Here is a 17,894-nt window from a genome sequence, read left to right as displayed (position 1 = left end):
GGTCCTGGCTCTGCAGGCGCCGCGTCAGCTCGCCCGGCGTGCTGCTGCCGAGGCCGGTGAGGCGGGCCCGTACCGGCCGCGGGTCCTGCGTGTGGGCGCGCGCCGCCGGCGCGGCGTAGTTCCTTCGGGCTGGGGATGGATTGTCGAGCGCGGGTAGCGTGGAAATCGGGGCGTGGCCGGCCACCTCTCCTCGTTCGAGGTGGACTCATGACGTCGACGTCGCGGTAGCCGGATCGGTCTCCAGGTCACCGTTCTCGGCCCGCCTCATCCTGGAGCCGTTGAGCGTCGACCACTGGCGGCGTCTGGGGCAGGCCGCCCGCGATCAGGTCGTCCTGGCCGCGGGCGGCATCGAGTCGTTCCGCGTCGTCGGTGACTTCGCGTTACTGGGCGGAGCGTTCAGCCAGTCGGCGTCCGAGTGCGAGAACCACCGTTTTGAGGGCTTCCGGCTGTTGGATGATGAAGGGCCGGTCCAGCATGGCGAGTGTGCCGGCGACCCACTCGAGGCGTTCAGCCCGCAGAAACACCTGCAGCCAGTCATGACCGTCCGCAGCATCGGGAGGAGACGCCGGCGCAACTGACCCGAGCGTTTCCGGAATCCAGCGCCGCACATAGGCCGGATCAGCGCGGATGAGCACGGAGACGTCGTATCGCGAAGGTGCCGCCGACAGTGGTCCCAGCACCTGGGCCACTGGGTCGATGTTCGCGGGCGCTTCAAAGGTGCCTGGCAGAAGCCGCAGATCGGCCATCCTGTCCAGGCGGTAGGTACGCTGCGCCTGGCGGTCGGCGTCGAAGCCGGTGAGGTAGAGCAGGTTTCGGTACGCCACGATGCCGTGCGGCTGTACGTGCCGCGTAGCCGAATGCCCCTGACGCGTCCGGTACGCGAACGCAACCGGGCGCTGGTCCCGTGCTGCCTCAGCCAGACCGAGCAGCGTCTGAGCGCCTTCGTCAGCACCAGGACGAGCTTCGGCGTCGTCGTGGTCTTCCGCGCCCGGGCGTCGCTCACCGGTGAAGTCCACTGCCCGGAGTACCGCGTCGATGCGGCGGGCGAGCGCGGCAGGCAGTACTCGGCGCACCTTCGCCGTGGCCGTCTCCATCACCAGCGGGGTTACCGGACCACTGTGCGCATGTTGGTTGACCAGCAACGCCCACACCACGGCAAGGCCTTCCTCGTCGTTCAGCATCAGCGGCGGCATGTGGTAGTGACGGGCCAGACGGTAGCCGCCGTACCGACCGCGAACCCCGTCCACTGGAATGTCCATTTCGCGTAGCTGCTCGACATAGCGACGCACGGTGCGCTGATCGACTCCGAGGCGCTCGGCGAGGTCGACAACAGTGCGGGTTCCTCCCGTCTGCAACAACTCCAGCAAGGCGAGAACGCGTGCGGTTGGTCGGGTCATACCTGCGATGATGCGGCATTTCCGGGCGGAATATGACCTGTATTCATTCTAAGGTGACCACATGACCGCCTCAGCCGCAGTGCAGCTCGCCTCCGTCCGTCTCATCACCGATGACATTCCGCGGCTCGTCCGCTTCTACAAGGCCCTCACCGGTGCGACCCCGCAGTACCTCACCGAGGATTTCGTCGAACTGGTGACCCCCTCAGCCACCGTCGCTGTCAGCGGCTCCGCCCGCGTCGCTTTCATCACCACCAACACGCCCCGTGGGGGTGCAAACAACAGTGCGATCGTCGAGTTCCTCGTCGACGACACCAACGCCGTATACGAGAGGCTTGCGACCGATTTCGGCGACGATCTTGATGTCGTTCAGCCTCCGACCATGATGCCGTGGGGTAATCTGTCGGCTCTTGTCCGCGACCCCGACGGATCCCTTGTCAACCTCTACACGCCAGTCACACCCGAGGCATGGCAGCTTCAGCGCAACCGGACACCGAAGCCACCGCACGCAGGCCTGTAAAGCGAGCGGTGTAGCCGATGCCGGCGGCGAAGCTGGCGACGGTACCGGCGGCGCGGCGGACCTGAGCGGTCCGGCCGCAGGTGCCCGCAGACGGCGCCGCCGGTGCGCCGTGCTGGTCGGTCCTGGCTCTGCAGGCGCCGCGTCAGCTCGCCCGGCGTGCTGCTGCCGAGGCCGGTGAGGCGGGCCCGTACCGGCCGCGGGTCCTGCGTGTGGGCGCGCGCCGCCGGCGCGGCGTAGTTCCTTCGGGCTGGGGATGGATTGTCGAGCGCGGGTAGCGTGGAAATCGGGGCGTGGCCGGCCACCTCTCCTCGTTCGAGGGGGACTCATGACGTCGACGTCGCGGTAGCCGGATCGGTCTCCAGGCCACCGTTCTCGGCCCGCCTCATCGCCGCTATCGCCTGAGGCAGCTGGTAGGAGCCTGGCCGCCACGACAGCACCCAGCGGCCGCCCGGAATGGCCATCGCCGTCTGCGGGCACCGGTTACTGCGAATCCACTCCTCGTCGACCATCAGCGCCACAACTTCAGCGTATGTTCGACCCCGCTCAGCGGCCACGAAGCTGAACGGTGGATGGCGCTGTCTCCCCGCCCGGCAGTCCGCTATCGCCAATGAGCGCGAGGCGGTTCCGTTGTTCCCGACGGGCCTGCAGCCCGCGGCTTGGGCAGCAACGGCCCTTGGGCGCACCTACGGGGGCGGCCATGGCACGTCCGGCGACCGGGAGTAGTTCACCCCCATGAGCCTGCCGAACTTCGTCGCGGCGGCGACCGGCGCGCTGACGCGCTCGGGCGTGGACCGCGCCGACTTCCTGTGCGCGCTGCACGTCAAGCGCTCCCTGCACGACGCCCTGCTCAAGGAGCTCGGCCTGCCGCCGGATCGCACGGAGTACCTCGACGACACCGGCCACATGAGCGGCGTGGACCCGCTCCTCGCGCTCGACCGCGCCGCCCGGGCGGGCCGTCTCATGCCCGGCGACCACGTCCTCCTCCTGGCCGCGGGCACCGGCTACACGTGGGCCGCCGCCGTGATCCGGTGGACCGGCCTGCCGTAGGGGCCATGGGGCGTCACCGCACCGGGATCTCGCTGGGCGTGGGCCCGGAGCCGCGCTCCCAGCGCCCGCCGTCGGCGGTGTAGACGGGGACGTTCTCCGTCCCCACCGTACGGAACGGGCGTCCGTGGTCGTCGATCGTGACGGTGCCGCTCCGGTCGCCGCTCGTCCAGTCCACCCGGACACGCCACCGGCAGTCGCAGGAGCGCGCGGCCGCGATCACGTGGAAGACCTCGGGATCGGTGCTGGAGATCCGGTAGGGGAACGGGACGGCGGGGATCACGGTCGGCCCCGCCCCTGGCATCTGCCGCCCCGGACTCGGGACGGCACGGGGCTGCGGGCGGTCGAGGTCGACGGCGAAGTAACGCGGCAGCATCCCGCCGCAGCCGGCGACCATCTCGACCAGGGCCCCGGCGGGCCGGGCCCGGCTCACAACGTCGATGTGGAGGGCCTGCAGTACCGTCGCGGCGTCGGTCTTGCCCTGGAACGTGATTGCGACGTCGCTGAAGGCGGCGTCCGTCCCGCTGTCGACGCCGGTGAGCCCGAACGGCCCGTCGGCGGGGCGGGGCGGGAGCGACGCTAATGCCCGGAAGTGGGTCGCGCCGGCGCACATGTCGCGGTTCACTCGGACCGTCCAGGCGAAGGGCGCGGCGGAGTCGTCGCCGCGCACATGGGAGACGCCGCTGTCCAGGACCTTGTTCAGCAGGCCCGTCAGCACGGCCGTCAGGGCCGCGACGAGGATCGCGCCGATGACGGCCACGGTGCGCCGGGTGAACCGGACGCGTCGAGTCGGGGGCGGGGTGGCGTGCGGACGCCGGGGGCTACGTGGGCGAGCGGGCACGGGCGGCGACCTTTCGTCGTGACTACGCCCGAAGGTAGTCCCGGCCCTCGGGGCCCCGGCGGCCGTTTCCGGCCAGGGCCTGCGGCCGTGATCCCGGTGGCCGCTGTGTGCGCCACGGCGACGGGTTCGATCCCGACGGGCGCTCCACGAACGTGGTGTCGGATTCCCGCCAGTCCGGCGAGGTGGTTCCGCGACAGAGTGGAGGTATGACCTCACAGCACACCGCTTCGGAGGTGAGGCGGCATGTCAACGTCGCGGACTGGGCGGCCCTCGCCACCGAGCTGGACGAGTACGGCTGCGCTCTGACGCCTCGGCTGCTGGCCTCGGAGGAGTGCCGCGCCATCGCCGGACTGTACGAGCGGGCGGAGCTGTTCCGCACGACGGTCGACATGGCCCGTCACCGGTTCGGCTCCGGGCAGTACCGCTACTTCACCCACGACCTGCCCGAGCCCGTCGCCGAACTTCGGCGCGCCTTCTACCCGCACCTGCTGGCCATCGCCCGCGACTGGGCGGCGCGGCTCGGCCGGCCCGCGCCGTGGCCCGACGACCTGGACGAGTGGCTCGCGATGTGCCACGCCGCCGGGCAGGACCGGTCCGCCCAGATCCTGCTGCGCTACGGGCAGGGCGACTGGAACGCGCTGCACCGCGACGTGTTCGGCGACATGGTGTTCCCGCTCCAGGTCGTCATCGGCCTGGACGAGCAGGGCACCGACTACACCGGCGGGGAGTTCCTGCTCGTCGAGCAGCGGCCCCGCGCCCAGTCGCGCGGCACCACCACCGTGCTCCGGCAGGGCCACGGCCTCATCTTCACCACCCGCGACCGGCCCGTCCGCACCAAGCGCGGCTGGTCGGCGGGCGCCGTACGGCACGGCGTCAGCACCGTACGGTCGGGCCGCCGCCGCGCGCTGGGCCTCGTCTTCCACGACGCCACGTGACCGGGTACCGGTCCCCGCGGCTCACGGAGGCCGAGGCGGCGGCGTACGGAGAGTCGCCGCCGCCCGGCCCGCACACCGACGCCGAACTCGCCGCCCTGATCGGCCTCCTGGAGGAGAACCGGCCGCGGATCGAGGCGGTGGTCGTCGGGCACGGCCGCGACGACGTGTCCACGGCCACCGCCCGGGCGTTCCTCGACGCGTGGCGGGCCCTCGGCAGGGAGATCATCGCGGTGGTGGACTGGCCGGAGCGGGCCGCGTCCTGGCTCCGCTCGGCCCGGCGGATGACCGCGCAGACGCCCGACGCGTGGGTCGTGGCCGCCGCACCGCTCGGCTTCGCCCAGCTCAGCCGCCGGCTGCGGCACGACACGGACTGGGACCCCCGGCGCACGTACGCGTTCGCCTCGCTCCACGACGCCCGTCTCCCGGCACTCGCCGGAGCCGGTGTGGTGCGCGGACTGCGCGGGGTGGCCGCAGACGGCGCGACGTGGGAGGCGGCGGACCGCTGGATCACCACCCGGTACCCGGATCGGCGGTGACGGGGAGGACACCGGCCGGGCGGGTGAGGACATGGGCCGGGCGACCGTACGGGTGCCCGCTCGTGTTTGGAGGCCGTGGAGCGGCCTCGGGTGCCGGGGGTCACGCCGGAAGCACGAACACTGCCGCGGTGACGGTCCTGTCCGGAGGTCATGCGGGAATCGTGAACACCGCCGCCGCGGTGACGGCCCGCTCCTCCAGATTCGCGGTCCCCGGCACCTCGTACCGGGCGAGGACGGTGAGGCCGCGCGGCAGGTACGGCCGCAGCGGATCCCCGATCAGGACGTCCCTGCCCCGTCGTCGCTGCGCGCGCAGGAACGTCATCATGGCGTCCGCGAGCTCGGCGTCGTAGCAGACGTCACCGGCGAGGACCACGTCCACTCCGTCGAGGTCGCGCCCCAGGACATCCTCGGTGAGCATGTCGACGCGTACGCGGTTGAGGGCGGCGTTGAGGCCGATCGCGGTCGCGGCGAGCGGGTCGATGTCGCAGGCGGTCACCGACCGCGCGCCGGCCAGCGCCGCGCTGATCGCGACGAGACCGGACCCGCTGGCCAGGTCCAGGACGCGCCGCCCGGCCACCGCAGAAGGGTGGTCGAGGACGTACCGGGCGAGGGCCTGGCCGCCCGCCCACGCGAACGCCCAGAACGGCGGCGGCAGATCGGGGTCGGCCTGGTCGGCGCCCGCCTGGTCGCGCTGGGTCGCCTCCCAGGCCGCGAACGGCTCGTCGGCCAGGTGCAGGGAGACCTCCGGGACCAGCGGAGGCGCCGAGACCCCGGTCAGCGTCCGGACCGTGTCGGCTCGTCCGCCGGTCACGGGCGGCTCCGTGACGCGATGCGGGCGCCTCGAGGCCGTCGAGGAGCCGAGCGCCGATGGCGCGATCGGGGAGCGGACCGGTCGCGGGGCGATCGGCCCGGCGGGGCGGTCGAACAGGGCCTCACCTGGCTCAGCTTATCGAGCCGGGCCGACGGTCCGGATTCGCGAAATGGGCGGGTTGCGGATCTTCGGTAACGTTGGACCGTCATGATCACCGGCTGGCGGCCGGACGACGGTCTCGATCGGAGTTGACCATGGCGGAATCGCCCGCGATCACCTCGGCGTTCGTCGAGGCCACGTCGGCCGTTCGGCATGCCGCGTTCGCCGAACTGGCGGCGGCGGGGCCCGTACAGCGGGTCACGTTGTTCACCGGTGTCCCGGTATGGCTGATCACCGGTTACGCCGAGGCGCGCGAGGCGCTCACCCACCCCGACATCATCAAGGGTAAGGGGGGTGACGGCCCGCATCGCGACGCCGTCCCGGCCGAGCTCGCCGCGGCGATGGACCACCATCTGCTCGGCGCCGACCCGCCCGACCACACCCGGCTGCGCCGGCTGGTGTCCGCCGCGTTCACCCGGCGACGGATCGACGGGTTGGAGCCGGAGATCCGGCTCATCGTCGACGGGCTGCTGGACGACGTCTCGGCGGCGGGGGAGCATGGCGCGCCGGTCGACCTGCTGGCGACCTTCGGCCACCCCCTCCCGCTCACCGTGATCAGCGAGCTGCTCGGCGTACCGGCGGACCGGCGGGGCGACTTCCAGCAATGGACGAAGGTGGCCATCAACGGCTCGGTCCACCCCGCCGAGACCTTCGTCGCCGCGGCGACCTCGTTGATCGCCTACATCCGGGAACTGATCGCGCAGAAGCGGGCCGAACCGTCGGACGACCTCATCTCCGGACTGGTCGCGGTGCGGGAGGACGGCGACGGGCTCTCGGAGGACGAGCTGACCTCGATGGTCTTCCTGTTGCTCGTCGCCGGATACGAGACCACGGCCCACCTGATCTGCGGCGGCATGCAGACGCTGCTGGCCCATCCCGGCCAGCTCGACCTGGTGCGCGCCGAACCCGACCGGTTGCCCGCGGTCGTCGAGGAACTCCTCCGCTTCAACGGCCCGGCGCAGGTGGCGACGCCCTACCGGACGGCGGCACCGGTGCGGATCGGCGACGTCACCATTCCCGCCGGTGAGGTGGTGCTGCCCGCCCTGCTGGCCGCCGATCGTGATCCCCGCCAGTTCGCCGATCCGGAACGACTCGATGTCACGAGGCAGCCGGCGTCACATCTGGCCTTCGGCCACGGCATTCACCACTGCCTCGGCGCGCCGCTGGCCCGGCTGGAGGCCAGGATCGCGCTCGGCGTGCTGATCGACCGATTCCCGAAGCTGCGCCTGGCCGTCCCCCCGGAGGATCTCACCCTGCAGGCCGGCCTGCTCATCAACGGGCTGACCGCGCTGCCGGTCGTCGTGGCCTGACGGATCGTCCATCCATCGAAGGGTCGGCGGTCCGCTGATCGGCGACCGTTGGGGCCGTGCGCTTCGGGCGGCGGATGTCAGCCGGATCGGGCGGCCTTAATCCGCGCATAAGCCTCTCTTAAGGTAATGGCCGGTGCCGCCGAAGTCGGCCTTCTCCGATCCGGCGAACGTGTTGACAGCGCCTTCGGAGCCTGCTTTCATCCTGATTTGTTAGGAACCTTACCTAACGCATTGGCGATCGCCCTGTCATGACAAGTCGCCATCGCCCGCCGATGGTGCGGTGCCGTTCTGCGCCCCCAGCCGTGAACGGCATGTCAAGAAAGCTGACTGAAACGGTTAGGAACATGCGCCTTCCACTTACCCGAAAGTCCGCTCGACGGAGCGTCCCGGTCGTCCTCGCCCTGGGCGTGGCCTTCGCCTCCGCGGCCGCCGTCGAAGCGGGCACCGGGCATTCCTCCGTCTCGCACGCCGTCCAGGCCGGCTCCGTCACGGCCGCGGCCGTCGACCTCACCGACCCGCACAAGAAGGACATCGCCATGCAGCTGGTGTCCAGCGCGGAGAACTCCTCGCTGGACTGGCGAGCCCAGTACAAGTACATCGAGGACATCGGAGACGGTCGGGGCTACACCGCAGGCATCATCGGGTTCTGCTCCGGCACCGGTGACATGCTCGAACTCGTCCAGCTGTACACCGATCGAGAGCCCGGCAACGTCCTGGCCAAATACCTCCCCGCACTCAAAAAGGTGAACGGCAGCGCCTCGCATAAGGGCCTGGACCCGAATTTCACCAAGGACTGGCGTAAGGCCGCCTCGGACAAGGTCTTCCAGCAGGCCCAGGACGACGAACGCGACCGGGTCTACTTCACCCCCGCGGTCAACCAGGCCAAGAAGGACGGCCTGCGCGCACTCGGCCAGTTCATCTACTACGACGCCATCGTCATGCACGGGCCCGGCAGCGACGGCGACAGCTTCGGCGGGATCCGGGCGGCGGCCATGAAGAAGGCCAAGACCCCGGCCCAGGGCGGCAGCGAGGTGACCTACCTCAACGCCTTCCTCGACGCGCGCAAGGTCGCCATGAAGCACGAAGAGGCCCACAGCGACACCAGCCGGGTCGACACCGAACAGCGGGTCTTCCTGAAGGCCGGCAACCTGGACCTCGATCCGCCGCTGCACTGGAAGGTGTACGGCGACAGCTACTCGATCGAGAAGTAGGGACCGGACGGGCTCTCGGGCGGCGGCGTGGTGGTCCGCCGCCCGAGAGCCGACTCGTCTCTGCCCGGCCGCGCGAACAAGATCCAACCTCTAGGGGGCGGCCCGCTCCGCCCATTCCGCGAGGTCGCGGCCTTCGATCGCGGCGGCCATCAGGTCGGGGAACGCGTCGGGCGTGCACGCGAACGCCGGAACGCCCAAGGCGGTCAGGGCGGTGGCGTTTCCGTGGTCGAAGGCCGGGGCGCCCTGGTCCGAGAGGGCGGTCAGCGCCACGACCTGGGTGCCCGCGCCGGTCAGGGCCGCCGCCCGCCTGAGCATCTCCGCGCGGGCCCCGCCCTCGTACAGGTCGCTGATCAGGATGAGGACGGTCTCCTTCGGGCGGGTGATGAGGCGCTCGCAGTACGCGAGGGCCCGGTTGATGTCGGTCCCGCCTCCGAGCCGGCTGCCGAACAGCAGGTCGACCGGGTCGTGCAGCCGGTCGGTGAGGTCCACCACCGACGTGTCGAACACGACGAGCGACGTGCGCAGCGTCGGCATCGAGGCGAGGACCGCGCCGAACACCCCGGCATAGACCAGGGACGACGCCATCGAACCACTCTGGTCGACGCACAGGACGATGTCGCGTTCGACGGCCCGCCGCCGATGGCCGTACCCGATGAGGCGCTCGGGGACGACGGTCCGGTGGGACGGGACGTAGTGGGGGAGGTTCGCGCGAATGGTGCGGTCCCAGTCGATCTCGGAGGCGCGCCGGGGGCGTCGGCGCCGAGCGGACCGGTCGAGGGCGCCGTCGACCGCCGACCTCGTCCGCTGCGCGAGGCGTTCCTCGAGCCGGCGTACGACGGTGCGGACGACCGCCCGCGCGGACTCCCTGGCCCGCTCCGGCAGCACCTGGTTCAAGGACAGCAGCGTGCCGACCAGGTGAAGGTCGGGCTCGACCGCCTCCAGCATCTCGGGTTCGAGCAGCAGTCGCGTCAGGTCGAGGCGTTCGACGGCGTCCTTCTGCATGACCTGCACGACGGTCGAGGGGAAGAGCGTCCGGATGTCGCCCAGCCAGCGTGCGACCTGCGGCGCGGACGCGCCCAGCCCGGCACCGCGGCCGCCCCGACCGGCACCCCGCGTGCCGTACAGCGCCTCGAGCGCGCCGTCCATCTTCGCGTCGTCACCGGCGAGGGCCGCACCGGTGGACTCGGCCGCCTCGCCGCCGAGCACCATCCGCCAGCGCCGCATCCGCTCCTCGCTCACCGTTCGCCCTCCGCTCGCCTACGGGCCGTCCTCGCGCGCCATCTCTCCTCGCCCGGCCGCCGTTTCGGGTACGCCGACCGCCCGTCCTTGCCCGGCCGCTGCTTCCGGGGCGTCTTCGCATGCCGCCCCGCACCGGGCTTCGACCGCCCCGCACCGGGCTTCGACCACCGCGCACCGGGCTTCGACCGCCGCGCACTGGGCTTCGACCGGCGCGCACTGGGCTTCGGTCGGCGCGCTACGGCCGACCGGCGCGCTACGGCCGACCGGCGCGCTACGGCTGGCCGGGGACCTCGCGCGCGGCCCCGCCGCTTAGAGGCCGGCCGGCGCGCCTGCGGGGGACGAGGGCGCGCGATCGGGGTCGGTACCCCTCGCCCGGTCGTCGCCTCCGGCGGACCCTCCGCCGAGACGGCGTTGTGTCTCCCCGGGGCGCTCACCCGATGTCCTCTCTCGTCGTCTTGCGCTATGGCCGGCCGGGGACCTCGGGCGCGGCCCCGCCGCGTAAAGGCCGGCCGGCGCGCCTGCGCGGGACGAGGGCGCACGATCGGGGGCCCGGTCGTCGCCTGCGGGGGACGAGGGCGGGCGATCGGGGTCGGTGCCCCTTGCCCGGTCGTCGCCTCCGGCGGACCCTTCGCCGGGACGGCGTTGTGTCTCCCCGGGTCACTCACCGGCTTCCCCTCTCGTCGTCTTCGGGTCGCCGGGCGGGCGCGGCCCAGCCGAGAATGTCGAGGACCGTCCGTACGGCCGGGGCCGCGCGCATCAGATCCAGGGGCTCGTCGGTGGTGTCCGGCGCCGAGGCGGTGGCGATCCGGGCTACCCGCTCGCCGATCGATCGGCGCTCCGGCGCCTCGAACGTTCCGAACGTCCGGCGCAGCAGCGGCAGCACGTCGGTGAAGGAGTCGGCGGGCAGGCCCGTGATCCAGTCGTCGACCAGACGGAGCAGCCGGTCGTCGTGGACGAGGATCAGGCCGCCGCCGGAGAGGAAGCCCTCGATCCAGGCGGCCGCCCGGGCCGGTGACTCACCGACCGAGACGGCGCGAGCCATCCGGTCGCCGACCCGGCCGGCGGGCTCTTCGGCCGGCGACCCGGCGTCCAGCAGCAGCCGGGTGAGGCGGCCCTCGATCAGGCCGGGCAGCCCCGGCCGGTCGAGGAGAGAGGCCAGCGTGCCGTGCCAGCGGGCGGTGTGCTCGCCGTCGCCGAGCAGGGCGATCGCCTCGTGGACCTCGTCGACGCGATCGAGGAGCGTACGGGCCGCATCGTCGTCCAGCCCGGAGACCTCCTTCGGAAGCCCTACGCAGATCCGTACGACGAGGCCGTCGACGACCGTATGCAGCGGTCCCACCGAGGTGCCCCGCACGTCGCCGTACCGCAGCGTGCGGACCAGGGCCGGCAGCGCCGCCATGAGGTGGGTGACGTCGGTGTCGGCCGCCGCCCGGTCGGCGAGCGCGGCCATGACGGCCGGCAGCGCCTCGGCGAGGTCGGCCAGCAGACAGTGCTCGGCCACGACGGTGAGCGCCGGCAGGGCGTCCGCCTCCGCCGCCAGGGCGCCCGCCCGGGCGGACGCAGCACTCCGGACCGTCAGACCCCAAGCGCCGGCCTCGACCAGCCGGACGTCGAACTCCGGCAGCCAGGTCAGAGCCCAGCTCTCCCGGAAGGTGCCCTTGCCGCGGCCGGATCCGGCGGGCTCGCCCCACGGGACCCCGAGCAGGCGGAGACGGTGCAGCAACCGGCTGCGGTCCAGGTCGGTGGGCCGGCGCAGGTCCAGGTCGAGTTCCTTGGCCGTCGCCGCGGGCTTGAGCCGCAGCCGCCGCTGCTCGTCCCGCAGGTCACGCTGCAGCGGCACCATCGGCGCGCTGTCTGGTACGGCGCCCATGCGCTCGCCGACGACCATGCGGCGCTGGATCAGCTCCAGGGGGAGCTCCGCGCCCTCGCACAGGACGGCGAGGGCCGCTTCGGTGACCTCCGCGAGCCCGGCGAGCGGCCGGTCGCGCAGGGCGGCGAGCGCGTTCGCGAGGCGGACGGCCTCGATGACGTGCGCGGACGACACGGGCAAATCCTCGTCGCGCAGCACCGCCGCGACCGCGGTGAACCAGCGCTCGATCGGCCGATCGGGCGCGGTGAACAGGTGGTGGTACCACCCCGGCGAAGTGATGCCGGCGCCGTACCCGGAGTGGCTCGCCAGGCGCCCATGCGTCCACGGCACCCAGGTCAGCGCCACCTTCGTGGTGGGCAGGCCGCGCAGCGTACGGTCGTCGCCCGCCGCGGTGGGCGCTCCGGCCGACCGCGGCGGACGGAGCCCGGCGGCGATCGCGGGCACGTGCCACGCGCCGCAGACCACCGCGATGCGCTCGTACCCCTCCTTGAGCGCCTGGCGCACGGCCCTGCGCATGAACGCCTCGCGCCGCTCCTCTCGCCGCAGGTGATCCTCCGGCAGGTCCGGGGCGTGCTCCCGGAGCGCGGCCATCGCCTCGGCGATGGCCGGGAACGGCGACGGCCCGCCATCGCGGTGCTCGACGACGTCATCCCACCATCGTTCGGCGTCGTCGTATCCCGCGGCTTCGGCCAGCCGCGCCAGGGGATCGAGCCGCACCGCCTCCGCGACCGCGTCCGGCCCGCCGTCGTCTCCCGGCGCCTCCGCGCCAGGGCCGTCACCGGTCAGGGGATCGAGGCGCACCGGCTCTGCGACGGCGTCGGGCCCGCCGTTCTCTGCCGATGCCTCCGCGCCGGAGCCGTCACCGGTCAGGGGATCAAGGTGGACCGGCTCTGTGATGGCGTCGGGCCCGCCGTTCTCTGCCGGCGCCTCCGCGCCGGGGCCGTCGCGGGTCAGGGGATCGAGGTGGACCGGCTCTGCGGCGGCGTCGGGCCCGCCGTCGTCTCCCGGTGCCTCTGCGTCGGGACCGTCACCGGTCAGGGGATCCGCCGTTGGCCGTCCTGAGTCGCCGTCGGTCCCGGGCAGTGCCGCGCGGGCCTGGTCGGTCCCCGGAACCGCCTCGGTCTCGACGGGTTTGTCACCCGGCGGGTCGTCGGCGTCGGTCCCCGGAACCGCTTCAGGCCCGACGGGCCCGTCGCCGGGTGGGTCGTCGGCGAGCTGGTGGGCGGCGGGCAGGTCGCAGAAGCGGACGGGCACCCCCGCCCGCAGGGCGTGGCGGATCGCCTGCCATTCGGGGCTGAACTCCGCGAACGGCCAGAACGCCGCCCGCCGCCCCGCTCCGCCCTCCACCGCGTGGGCGAGCAGCGCCACCGGGGGCACCATCCGGGGGTCCGCGGCGAGGCCGACGAGCGCGTCGGCCTCCGGCGGCCCTTCGATCAGGACGATGTCGGGCCGCAGCTCGTCCAGCGCGCGGACGAGGGCCCGCGCCGATCCGGGGCCGTGATGCCGGATGCCGAAGATCCGTACGCGCTCGTGGGCAGGGGCGGCCACGGTCAGGAGACCTCGCGGCAGGCGCGGTAGAAATCGTGCCACTCTGGGCGGTCGCGGACGACCGTCTCGAGGTACTCCTGCCACACGACGCGGTCCGACACCGGATCCTGCACGACGGTGCCGACGATGCCGCTCGCGACGTCCGCGGCGCGCAGCACGCCATCGCCGAAGTGCGCCGCCAGGACGCGGCCGCTCGTGATCACCGAGATCGCCTCCGCGGTGCTCAGCGTGCCGCTGGGCGACTTGAGCCGCGTACGGCCGTCCGCCGTGCGTCCCGAGCGCAGCTCGCGGAAGACGGTCACCACCCGGCGGATCTCCTCCAGCCTGGTGCCGGTTTCCGGCAGCTCGAGCGACGTGCCGATCTGGGCGACCCGGCGGGCGACGATGTCGACCTCCTCCTCGGTCGTCGCGGGCAACGGCAGCACGACGGTGTTGAACCGGCGGCGCAGCGCGCTGGACAGGTCGTTCACGCCCCGGTCACGGTCGTTGGCGGTCGCGATCACGGTGAACCCCTTGCGGGCCTGCACTTCGGAGCCCAGCTCGGGGATCGGCAGGGCCTTCTCGGACAGGATCGTGATGAGGGTGTCCTGGACGTCCGACGGCATCCGGGTCAGCTCCTCGACCCGGGCGACGGCCCCGGACCGCATCGCCCGCATCACCGGGCTGGGCACGAGCGCCTGCTCCGAAGGGCCCTCGGCCAGCAGCCGCGCGTAGTTCCAGCCGTACCGGATCGCCTCCTCCGCCGTGCCGGCGGTGCCCTGGACCAGCAGCGTCGAGTCACCGCTGACCGCCGCCGCCAGGTGCTCCGACACCCAGGTCTTGGCGGTGCCGGGTACGCCGAGCAGCAGCAGCGCCCGGTCCGTGGCCAGGGTGGCGACGGCCACCTCGATCAGGCGGCGCGGCCCGACGTACTTCGGCGTGATCACCGAGCCGTCGGGCAGCGTTCCGCCGAGAAGATAGACCGTGACGGCCTGCGGCGACATCCGCCAGCCGGGCGGGCGCGGCCGGTCGTCCCGCTCGGCGAGCAGGGCGAGCTCGTCGGCGAACTGGTGCTCCGCGTGCGGGCGCAGCACGGCCTCGGTCATCGGCTGGACTCCTTCGTCGGTGGCAAGGGATGGGCGGTCTTGCCGGGAGGCAAGGGATGGGCGGTCACGTCGGGCTCGCTCGGGGTCATGGGTCGCTCGCCGTCCTCGCTCGCTCGGCGGGCGGGCCACCCCTCACCATCGAGATGCCGGTGCGCAGCGGCTGGAGGGCGCCGCGGGCCTGCGCGACGACCTTCCCACTTTCGGGTCCTCATCGTGACGACGTCCGCCCACTCCCGTCGCGTGCGGCGTCACCGCAGCTCCTCGAGCATGTCGTGGCGGAAGCGCAGGACGTCGGCGAGCTCGGACAGCGGCCGGCACGCAGGGTGCCGCCGGACGAGGTCGGCCAGGCGGGGCGCGGTGGCCGGCCCGAGGCGCTCGCCGGCAAGGCGGGCCAGGTCGACCGGGAAGCGTTCACCGTCGGGATCCGACGCGGCGGCGGCCAGGGCGGCCGCCACCGCGTCGGCGAGCGCGCCGGCCCAGGGGCCGGGGACGCGTTCGAGCACCGTGAGGCGGTCGGCATGCCCCTCGATCCGGCGGACCGCCTCGGCCGCGGCGTCGTCGCGCTCGACGGCGGGCAGGACGTCCAGCAGATCGGCCAGGGTGGTGACCTCGCCGAGCACGACGTCGCCCGCCAGGAGTGCGCGGGCCCAGGCGGCGTCCCGCTGCCGCGCCGCCGCACGGGCCCAGCCGAGGTGGACGTCCCGGGTGCGGCCCGCGTCCGGCTCGCGCGACGCGTCGACCACGATCGGCAGCCGGACGATCCGCTCCGGGGCCGTACCGAACCGGTCGGTCCAGGCCGACAGCGGCGTACGCGCGAGAATCTCCCGCAGCCAGCCCGCGTGGTTCCCGATGCGCTCGACCGCGTGGTACGGGATGCCGTCGCGCCGCATCGCCTCGTCGTGGTCGGCCGGTGGGGCGACGACGATCCCCTCCGGCGTGGCCGCGCAGGCGGTGGGCCGGGCGGACGTGGCCGCCGCCCCGCTCCGCGGGCGTAGGCAGGCGCGGGCCCGATCGGCCATGCGCCCGGCGTGCGCCGAGCCGGGGAGCCGGGCGAGCAGGTCGGCCGCGATGCGCCGCACCTCCAGGCCGCGGTCGTCGAGCGCGTCCTCGAGGAAGTCCTCGTCCGCGAGGGACAGCCCGCGCTCGAAGGTCGTGAGGAACAGCGCCCGCTCCGGGGCGGGCTCCCGCGCCCACGTCGAGGACAGCGTCGTACGGGCCGTGGCCGGGTCGGTGGCCCGCAACCGCATGAGGTGCGCGACGCGCTGGGCGCGGGCACCGGTCTTCCACACTTCGGGGTCCTGGGCGGAATCGCCGCCACTCGCCACGACGAGGTACGCCCAGTCGAGATTCCGCATCGCCAGCCACACGCCCCGGCGGCCCGCCGCCCGTGCGATGGACGGTCGGAGCGCCCGGTCGGAGCGGCCCTTGTGCAGCAGGTCCGGAAGCAGGTGCGCGGGGACGCGACGACCGCTATGGGCGGCGGCGTCGAGCCACTCCGGCAGGACCCGCGCGTACTCGCCGGACAGTATCCGGCGCAGCCGAACGGCCGCAGCGGGCGGAACGATCGGCGCGGTCTCCGCCGGGGCGGGCGCGATCGGCTCCGCCGTGACCGGCCGCCACCCCGCCCGCCGACGCGCCGTCAGCACCGCCGCCTGCTCCAGCAGCCGAGCCGCCGGCTCGACCGGCCCCGCCGGTACCTCGTCGAGCCCGGGCGTTCCGTCGGGCGGTGCTTCACCGGGCGCAGGCGCTCGGTCGAGCGCCGGCGGTTCGCCGGGCGCGAGTGTTCCGTCGAGTGACGGTGCCTCGGCGGACGCCGGCGTCCCGTCGGGTGGCGGTGCTTCGCCGGGCATAGGTCCCCCGTCCGGTGGCGGTGGCTCGCCGGGCGTGGGCGTTCCGTCGAGCGCCGGCGGCTCGCCGAGTGGCGGTGCCGCGCCGGGTATGGGCGTCCCGTCCGGTGCCGCTGTCTCGTCGGGCGGCGGCCCGTCCGGTCGCGGTGGTTCGCCAGGCGTGCGTGTGTCGGGCACCGATGCCCCGCCGGGCGTGGGCGTCCCGTCCAGTGCTGGTGTCTCGGCGGGTCGCGGTGCCCCGCCGGGTGTGGAGGTCCCGGCGGGTGGCGGTGTCTCGTGGGGCGGTGGTGCGCCGTCGAGGGCCGGCGGCTCGTCGAGGGTCGGAGTCCAGTCCAACCGCGGTGCTTCGTCGAATGGCGGTGCCTCGCCGAGCGCGGGCGGACCCTCCAGTGGCGGTGTCTCGTCGGGTGGCGGCGCTGCGACGGGTGTGGGTGCCCCGACCAGCGGCGGTGCTTCGTCGAGCGGTGGCACCGGTCGGCGTCGGGTGCCCAGCAGCGCGGCGCTCACGTGCTCGCCCCAGGCGCTCACAGCGGCACGGTCCCTTCCTCCTCCTGCCAGGCGGACAGCGGGAGCAGCCCTCGTGGCGACCACTCGCCGGACACCGTGAACGGCCGGCCGCCGGACACCGCCAGCAGGCGCCACACGTCGGTCGTGCGCAGGGGAAGTGCGTCGCCGTCTCCGTCGACCAGGTGGGGGAGGCCCGCGCCGTCGCGCGCCGGGCGGACGCCCGTCAGCACGGCGGGCCATCGTTCCAGCCACGGGTCCCGCGCCAGGGCTGCGGCGTGTTCGCGCAGCAGTGCGATCACGGTCGTGCCGTGCGGCGGACCCTGAGCGGGCGCGGGGTGGCGGGCCGCCACGAGGGCGCGCAGCGGCAGGGCTCCGGGGTAGAAGGCGAGCTCGGTGTCGACCGTGTCGCCGACGGTGAGGGACGCGTCGAGCGCCCGGCCCGGCGCGGCGAAGGTCAGGACCAGCGCGGACCGCCCGGTCTCCCGGCCGCGCAGCCAGACCCGCCGCGCGACGAGCCGGTCCTGCTCGACGTCCCGGCACCCCGCGACGTACCAGTGATCCCGGACCCGCTCGCCCGCGAGGACCTCCTCCTGGCTCACGGTGAAGCCCACGCGGGCCCGGACGGTGGCGTGCAGCGGCTCCGGCAGCGCGTCACGGCGCCGGAAGGCCGTCGTCAGCAGCCGCAGCAGGGCGTACTCCTCCAGCAGCCGTTCGGGCCGGTCCCCGCCGCGGCCCGGGATCGCCCCGAGCTCGCGCACCCGGGCCGCGAGCCCGCTCGCCTGGGCGTCGACGAGGCGGCGGGCGACGTCCTCCCACATCGTGGACGGTGCGCGATCGGCGTGCGCCAGGCCCTGCTCGATCTGGTCGCACAGCCACCGGTCGAGCTCCTCGACACCGGCGGCCACCCGCCGCTCACGGCGCTCGGCCGTCGTCAGCACCCCGGCGTCGCCGTGGTGGGCGGGCGTCCCTTCCGGTTCGATCACACGCTCGACGCTATCGGTGTTCGCCGACATTCCGCCCTGACCACCGAGTGCGGG

15 protein-coding genes are annotated in these 17,894 nt (G+C 73.4%); 6 read left to right on the top strand and 9 right to left on the bottom strand.

Features of this window, described 5'->3' with window-relative positions; genetic code table 11:
- Positions 1 to 380: 380 nt before the first annotated feature.
- A complete protein-coding gene (locus ACQP2O_RS32690) occupies positions 381 to 1,397 on the bottom strand; it encodes a helix-turn-helix transcriptional regulator (protein WP_433171798.1) in 1,017 nt (338 codons plus the stop codon).
- A gap of 61 nt (positions 1,398 to 1,458) precedes the next feature.
- On the opposite strand from ACQP2O_RS32690, the gene ACQP2O_RS32685 reads away from it, so the two are divergent.
- On the top strand, positions 1,459 to 1,914 hold the full coding sequence (locus ACQP2O_RS32685; RefSeq protein WP_280890652.1) for a VOC family protein: 456 nt from the start codon (positions 1,459 to 1,461) through the stop codon (positions 1,912 to 1,914).
- Between the two features lie 323 nt (positions 1,915 to 2,237).
- Here ACQP2O_RS32685 and ACQP2O_RS32680 read toward each other — a convergent pair whose 3' ends face one another.
- Positions 2,238 to 2,432, bottom strand: coding sequence for a hypothetical protein (locus ACQP2O_RS32680; RefSeq protein ID WP_433171796.1), 195 nt, complete (start codon positions 2,430 to 2,432; stop codon positions 2,238 to 2,240).
- A gap of 214 nt (positions 2,433 to 2,646) precedes the next feature.
- Here ACQP2O_RS32680 and ACQP2O_RS32675 point away from each other — a divergent pair, with 214 nt between their 5' ends.
- A complete protein-coding gene (locus ACQP2O_RS32675) occupies positions 2,647 to 2,961 on the top strand; it encodes a 3-oxoacyl-[acyl-carrier-protein] synthase III C-terminal domain-containing protein (protein ID WP_433171794.1) in 315 nt (104 codons plus the stop codon).
- Positions 2,962 to 2,974: 13 nt separating this feature from the next.
- On the opposite strand, the gene ACQP2O_RS32670 is transcribed toward ACQP2O_RS32675, so the two are convergent.
- Complete coding sequence (locus ACQP2O_RS32670) at positions 2,975 to 3,718, bottom strand: hypothetical protein (protein WP_433171792.1); 744 nt, start codon at positions 3,716 to 3,718, stop codon at positions 2,975 to 2,977.
- A 287-nt stretch (positions 3,719 to 4,005) separates the two neighbouring features.
- Between ACQP2O_RS32670 and ACQP2O_RS32665 the strand changes: the two genes are divergently transcribed.
- Together ACQP2O_RS32665 and ACQP2O_RS32660 are read left to right on the top strand one after the other, a co-directional pair.
- Entirely contained in the window at positions 4,006 to 4,734 is a 729-nt protein-coding gene (locus tag ACQP2O_RS32665; protein ID WP_433171790.1) for a 2OG-Fe(II) oxygenase, read from the top strand.
- Positions 4,731 to 5,270, top strand: coding sequence for a hypothetical protein (locus tag ACQP2O_RS32660; RefSeq protein ID WP_433171788.1), 540 nt, complete (start codon positions 4,731 to 4,733; stop codon positions 5,268 to 5,270). Before ACQP2O_RS32665 ends, ACQP2O_RS32660 begins: the two co-directional genes overlap by 4 nt.
- Before the next feature lie 148 nt (positions 5,271 to 5,418).
- On the opposite strand, the gene ACQP2O_RS32655 is transcribed toward ACQP2O_RS32660, so the two are convergent.
- Positions 5,419 to 6,081: a class I SAM-dependent methyltransferase gene (locus tag ACQP2O_RS32655; RefSeq protein WP_433171786.1), complete on the bottom strand. Its 663-nt coding sequence runs from the start codon at positions 6,079 to 6,081 to the stop codon at positions 5,419 to 5,421.
- A gap of 254 nt (positions 6,082 to 6,335) precedes the next feature.
- Here ACQP2O_RS32655 and ACQP2O_RS32650 point away from each other — a divergent pair, with 254 nt between their 5' ends.
- Together ACQP2O_RS32650 and ACQP2O_RS32645 are read left to right on the top strand one after the other, a co-directional pair.
- Complete coding sequence (locus ACQP2O_RS32650; protein ID WP_433171784.1) at positions 6,336 to 7,550, top strand: cytochrome P450 family protein; 1,215 nt, start codon at positions 6,336 to 6,338, stop codon at positions 7,548 to 7,550.
- 344 nt (positions 7,551 to 7,894) lie between these two features.
- Positions 7,895 to 8,761, top strand: coding sequence for a chitosanase (locus ACQP2O_RS32645; protein ID WP_433171782.1), 867 nt, complete (start codon positions 7,895 to 7,897; stop codon positions 8,759 to 8,761).
- A gap of 90 nt (positions 8,762 to 8,851) precedes the next feature.
- Here the strand turns inward: ACQP2O_RS32645 and ACQP2O_RS32640 are convergent, their stop codons facing one another.
- The 5 genes from ACQP2O_RS32640 to ACQP2O_RS32620 form a co-directional block, all read right to left on the bottom strand.
- Positions 8,852 to 9,985 carry a VWA domain-containing protein gene (locus ACQP2O_RS32640; RefSeq protein ID WP_433191235.1) on the bottom strand — a complete coding sequence of 378 codons (1,134 nt, stop codon included), beginning with the start codon at positions 9,983 to 9,985 and terminating at the stop codon, positions 8,852 to 8,854.
- Between the two features lie 676 nt (positions 9,986 to 10,661).
- Positions 10,662 to 13,418, bottom strand: a complete 2,757-nt coding sequence (locus ACQP2O_RS32635; protein ID WP_433171780.1) for a DUF5682 family protein — start codon at positions 13,416 to 13,418, stop codon at positions 10,662 to 10,664.
- Positions 13,419 to 13,420: 2 nt separating this feature from the next.
- A complete protein-coding gene (locus ACQP2O_RS32630; RefSeq protein ID WP_433171778.1) occupies positions 13,421 to 14,503 on the bottom strand; it encodes an ATP-binding protein in 1,083 nt (360 codons plus the stop codon).
- Positions 14,504 to 14,751: 248 nt separating this feature from the next.
- Entirely contained in the window at positions 14,752 to 16,878 is a 2,127-nt protein-coding gene (locus ACQP2O_RS32625) for a DUF5691 domain-containing protein (protein WP_433171776.1), read from the bottom strand.
- Positions 16,875 to 17,840: an SWIM zinc finger family protein gene (locus ACQP2O_RS32620; RefSeq protein WP_433171774.1), complete on the bottom strand. Its 966-nt coding sequence runs from the start codon at positions 17,838 to 17,840 to the stop codon at positions 16,875 to 16,877. The genes ACQP2O_RS32625 and ACQP2O_RS32620 overlap by 4 nt, the downstream gene beginning before the upstream one ends.
- Positions 17,841 to 17,894: the final 54 nt, after the last annotated feature.

The organism is Actinoallomurus sp. CA-150999 (assembly GCF_050942425.1).
Lineage (GTDB): Bacteria > Actinomycetota > Actinomycetes > Streptosporangiales > Streptosporangiaceae > Actinoallomurus.
Note: the sequence above shows the minus strand (reverse complement) of the source record. Positions and strands in the feature narration are given on the sequence as shown.

Coding starts and splice junctions, on each gene's coding strand:
- ACQP2O_RS32690 (WP_433171798.1), bottom strand. CDS start 1,397: ATGACCCGACCAACCGCACGCGTTCTCGCCTTGCTGGAGTTGTTGCAG.
- ACQP2O_RS32685 (WP_280890652.1), top strand. CDS start 1,459: ATGACCGCCTCAGCCGCAGTGCAGCTCGCCTCCGTCCGTCTCATCACC.
- ACQP2O_RS32675 (WP_433171794.1), top strand. CDS start 2,647: ATGAGCCTGCCGAACTTCGTCGCGGCGGCGACCGGCGCGCTGACGCGC.
- ACQP2O_RS32665 (WP_433171790.1), top strand. CDS start 4,006: ATGACCTCACAGCACACCGCTTCGGAGGTGAGGCGGCATGTCAACGTC.
- ACQP2O_RS32650 (WP_433171784.1), top strand. CDS start 6,336: ATGGCGGAATCGCCCGCGATCACCTCGGCGTTCGTCGAGGCCACGTCG.
- ACQP2O_RS32645 (WP_433171782.1), top strand. CDS start 7,895: ATGCGCCTTCCACTTACCCGAAAGTCCGCTCGACGGAGCGTCCCGGTC.
- ACQP2O_RS32640 (WP_433191235.1), bottom strand. CDS start 9,985: ATGCGGCGCTGGCGGATGGTGCTCGGCGGCGAGGCGGCCGAGTCCACC.
- ACQP2O_RS32630 (WP_433171778.1), bottom strand. CDS start 14,503: ATGACCGAGGCCGTGCTGCGCCCGCACGCGGAGCACCAGTTCGCCGAC.